Raw genomic sequence first — 3,728 nt, forward strand, 5'->3', positions numbered from 1 at the left:
TAATATTTTAACTATTAAGCAATCGCCTTCTACATATCGTATAAAAAACCTGAGCTTCAACTATGCTTCTGCCCTCATTTTTATTGGGACGTACTATCACGACGACGTACAAGCTTTGGTCAAGGAAAACTTTAAGCCAGCAAAAATTAATACGTTGTATTTCAGCTTCTCATTCTTTGCTTTAGTCATACTCGTTTATGTGTTTTTCTGGATAGATCTACCTAATAAACTTTTACTCATGGTAGTTATTGGCCTTGGCTTTTGCTGCTTAACGTATATGTATGAATCTTTAAAAGCATTACTTCCAAAGCAACAGAAAAAGAAAATGGAAGAAACTCACTTTCATATTGCGGGATATTTAGCAGCTCATCTACAGGATTTTGTCGATGCAAAATTTAAATTAGATGAACAAACAAATTAAAAGCAGCCACTTTTTAACCAATAATTACAACTACGAAAGTTAAAGATTTACGTGAGTTGAAACCTTGTGCCATTGGACTGATGACTCACGGTGCTAAACTGCCCGTCATTGAAGCACTTGACGAATCATTGAATTATCGCCATTTTTAAATGCTCTAATTCTTTGCTGAAGTGCAGACCAATATTTTTCAGATTTTATAAAGACGGAACACTCTCATGGCGAATAAATTCGAATTCAACATTCGTGTATATATTGAAGATACAGATGCAGGTGGCATTGTTTACCACGCAAATCATATTCGCTTTATGGAACGTACCCGCACAGAATGGCTACGCGCTTCAGGTGTAGACCATTATTGGCATCAAAAAGATTACAACTTTGTCGTTCATAAAATTAATGTGAAATATTCACGTCCTATATTAATGGATGACCTGATTACTGTTACAGCAAGTGTAGTTTCGTGTAAGGCTACGTCATTTGTGTTGCAACAAAATATTTATCGTGGTGATATTATGCTGGCATCAGGTGAGGTAGAATTGGCATGTATCAGTGCAGAGATGAAACCCCGTCGCCTTCCTGATGAAATACGTGAACTGATTCTGAAAGAATTGGAACAAGATTAAAAAAATTATTTGGCACATGTAGTAACTATGGCAACTCAACTAGAATCAACACTCAAAGTTTCAGACCTAATCTTACAAGCAAGTCCTGTCGTACAACTGGTAATGCTCCTGCTGCTCTTAGCTTCGTTATTCAGTTGGTATCTGATTGCCAAGTTACACATGAGTTATAAAAAAGCGCAGGCCGATGATGAACATTTCCAAAAAATCTTTTGGTCTGGCGCCGAACTCAACACTTTATACAACAATGCTCAGCTCAACTCGAAACGTGTTGGCCTTGAAGATGTCTTCTATCAAGGTTTAGGCGAGTTTTTCAAACTTAAAAAACGTAATGCCAGTGCAGAACAATCAATTGAAGGTACAGAACGTATTCTTCGCGTGGGTTTAAGCCGTGACCAAGGACATTTAGAAAATGGTTTAGGCGCGCTTGCGAGTATTGGCTCAGTTGCTCCCTATGTTGGTTTATTTGGTACCGTTTGGGGCATTATGAATGCCTTTATTGGTTTGGCAGATGTTGACCAAGTCACCCTTGCTACGGTTGCTCCTGGTATTGCAGAGGCATTGATTGCAACGGCAATTGGTCTTTTTGCAGCGATTCCTGCTGTACTTGCATTTAACCATTTCACAGCCAAAGGTGAAGCCGTTTATAACGATCGTGCACTTTTTGCCGAAGAAATGGTTGCGTTATTACAACGCCAGTCTGTAGGTTCAACTCAGGACGATGACTAATGGCTATTCAACGTTCTGGACGCTTTGAGCGCATCAAAAAACCATTAAAAAGTGACATGAACGTCGTACCTTATATTGATGTCATGTTGGTTTTATTGGTGATTTTCATGGTCACTGCACCTATGATCACCACAGGTGTCAAAGTCGACTTACCACAGGCGAATGGCACGCCTATGCAAGCGGAAGATCGCCCTGCGATTGTTACACTTGAGGCGGATGGTACGATCAAACTCGAAGATAAAAATCATCAAAATGATGTACTCACACTCGATGAACTAAAATCTGTTTTAACGGCTTCGCAAAATGAAGCGAACGAACAGAAAAAGCAAATGAGTGTCCTGATTAACGGCAGTGAATCTCGTCCTTATGGTGAAGTCATGAAACTCATGTCTGCCCTTCAAGATGCAGGTTTAACACAAGTAGGTTTACTGACTGAGCCATTAAAATAATTTATGAAAGATTTCAAAAAGCCGCCTTTTAAACAAAAAGCCGTTGCGATTGGTTTCACACTAGGTGTGCATATCGTCGCTGTGGTTGGCTTACTTTATCTTGGCATGAGTAAACCACCTGAGCCCCCTAAAAAAATAACCACTGTTTTGGTAAAACCGGAAGATTTAAAACCTGTAACACGTGAAGTCACAGAGTTTGATGAAACCGCGCATGAAAATGTAGCTGAACAAATCACGCAAACAGCAGAACCTAGCGTTGAACCAGCACCCGAGATTCCAACGGCTGCACCACCTAAGCCAGCAGAACCACCTAAGGCAGATCCACAGATTGCTGCTCAACAGGCACGCGCTGCGGCAAAAGCACAGCAGCTTGCTGAACAAAAAGCTGCGGACAATGCAAAGCGTGCTCAAGAACAAGCTAAAGCGGCTGAAGCTGCAAAACTAAAAGCGCAACAAGAAGCCAAAGCGGATGCGGCTAAGGCAAAAGCAGATGCTACGGCGAAAGCCAATGCTGACGCAGCAAAACGTAAAGCAGATGCTGATGCAAAAGCCAAGGCTGAAAAAATCCGTGCCGATGCATTAAGAAAAGCAGAAGCTGACAAAGCCAAAGCTGCAGCAACGGCAAAAGCCAATGCAGATGCAAAAGCTAAAGCCAATGCAGAAGCTGCAAAACGTAAAGCTGATGCTGATGCGAAAGCCAAGGCCAATGCGGAAGCTGCAAAACGTAAAGCAGATGCTGATGCCAAAGCTAAGGCCAATGCAGAAGCTGCAAAACGTAAAGCAGATGCTGATGCCAAAGCTAAGGCTGATGCAAAGGCAAAAGCCGATGCCGAAGCACGCGAACGTGCAGCCGAAGAAGCCAAAGCTTCATCTGCAAAAAAAGCAGCTGAAGAAGCAGCACAGAAAAAAGCTGAAGCGAAGAAAATTGCTTCAACAGCAAAACGTGATTTTGAAAATAGGATTAAGCGTGCGTGGGATACGCCTTCTGACTCTGCAGGTAAAACGGCGACTGCTCGCGTTACCCTTACGGAAAGTGGTTCAGTTCGATCAGTGATCGTGAACTCTAGTGACCCTGATATGAAAGCCAGTATTGAGGCTGCTGTTCGAGCTGCTGCACCATACCCAATGCCGAGTGACCCAGATGCAAAACGTGAAGCTCAAAGTTTTACGTCCACCTTCAAGTCATCACGTTAATTTTTAAATCCCTGCATTCGTTGCGGGGATTTTTTTATTTACTTACTGATGTTACGCAGTAACACCAGAAGCGTAATTTGATTTAAATAAAAGTATATGATACGCGGTAACGTCATCCGCAAGTGTTTGAGACAGGACTACTTTTAATCAAAAATGTTTTTGCGATACTTTGAATAATTTGACGCTAGTGAACGAGTTTTGCGGATGACAATGGTTTTGGGTACTTTTGCCAAAACAAAAGTACCTCCAGCCGAAGGCTAATCCCTTTATTCACCCCTAGATGTAAGACTCCGTCGAATAGAATTAAAAATCATT

Annotated in this window: 5 protein-coding genes; all 5 read left to right on the forward strand. The window is 41.7% G+C overall.

What is annotated here, in order from left to right:
* Window positions 1-421, forward strand: a 421-nt coding sequence (locus FTV37_RS16625) for a hypothetical protein (RefSeq protein ID WP_180064291.1), incomplete at its 5' end; no start/stop codon positions are given.
* Between the two features lie 215 nt (window positions 422-636).
* Window positions 637-1,044, forward strand: a complete 408-nt coding sequence (gene ybgC, locus FTV37_RS16630) for a tol-pal system-associated acyl-CoA thioesterase (RefSeq protein WP_078190367.1) — start codon at window positions 637-639, stop codon at window positions 1,042-1,044.
* A 27-nt stretch (window positions 1,045-1,071) separates the two neighbouring features.
* Window positions 1,072-1,770 carry a protein TolQ gene (gene tolQ, locus FTV37_RS16635; protein ID WP_180064292.1) on the forward strand — a complete coding sequence of 233 codons (699 nt, stop codon included), beginning with the start codon at window positions 1,072-1,074 and terminating at the stop codon, window positions 1,768-1,770.
* Window positions 1,770-2,219 (forward strand): protein TolR, encoded by a 450-nt coding sequence (tolR, locus tag FTV37_RS16640; protein WP_078190369.1) that lies wholly within the window; start codon window positions 1,770-1,772, stop codon window positions 2,217-2,219. The genes tolQ and tolR overlap by 1 nt, the downstream gene beginning before the upstream one ends.
* Window positions 2,220-2,222: 3 nt before the next feature.
* Window positions 2,223-3,413 (forward strand): cell envelope integrity protein TolA, encoded by a 1,191-nt coding sequence (gene tolA / locus FTV37_RS16645; protein ID WP_180064293.1) that lies wholly within the window; start codon window positions 2,223-2,225, stop codon window positions 3,411-3,413.
* Window positions 3,414-3,728: the final 315 nt, after the last annotated feature.

Origin of the sequence: Acinetobacter sp. YH16042 (genome assembly GCF_013417245.1) — a bacterium.
GTDB classification, from domain to species: Bacteria; Pseudomonadota; Gammaproteobacteria; order Pseudomonadales; family Moraxellaceae; genus Acinetobacter; species Acinetobacter amyesii.

Coding starts and splice junctions, on each gene's coding strand:
- ybgC (WP_078190367.1), top strand. CDS start 637: ATGGCGAATAAATTCGAATTCAACATTCGTGTATATATTGAAGATACA.
- tolQ (WP_180064292.1), top strand. CDS start 1,072: ATGGCAACTCAACTAGAATCAACACTCAAAGTTTCAGACCTAATCTTA.
- tolR (WP_078190369.1), top strand. CDS start 1,770: ATGGCTATTCAACGTTCTGGACGCTTTGAGCGCATCAAAAAACCATTA.
- tolA (WP_180064293.1), top strand. CDS start 2,223: ATGAAAGATTTCAAAAAGCCGCCTTTTAAACAAAAAGCCGTTGCGATT.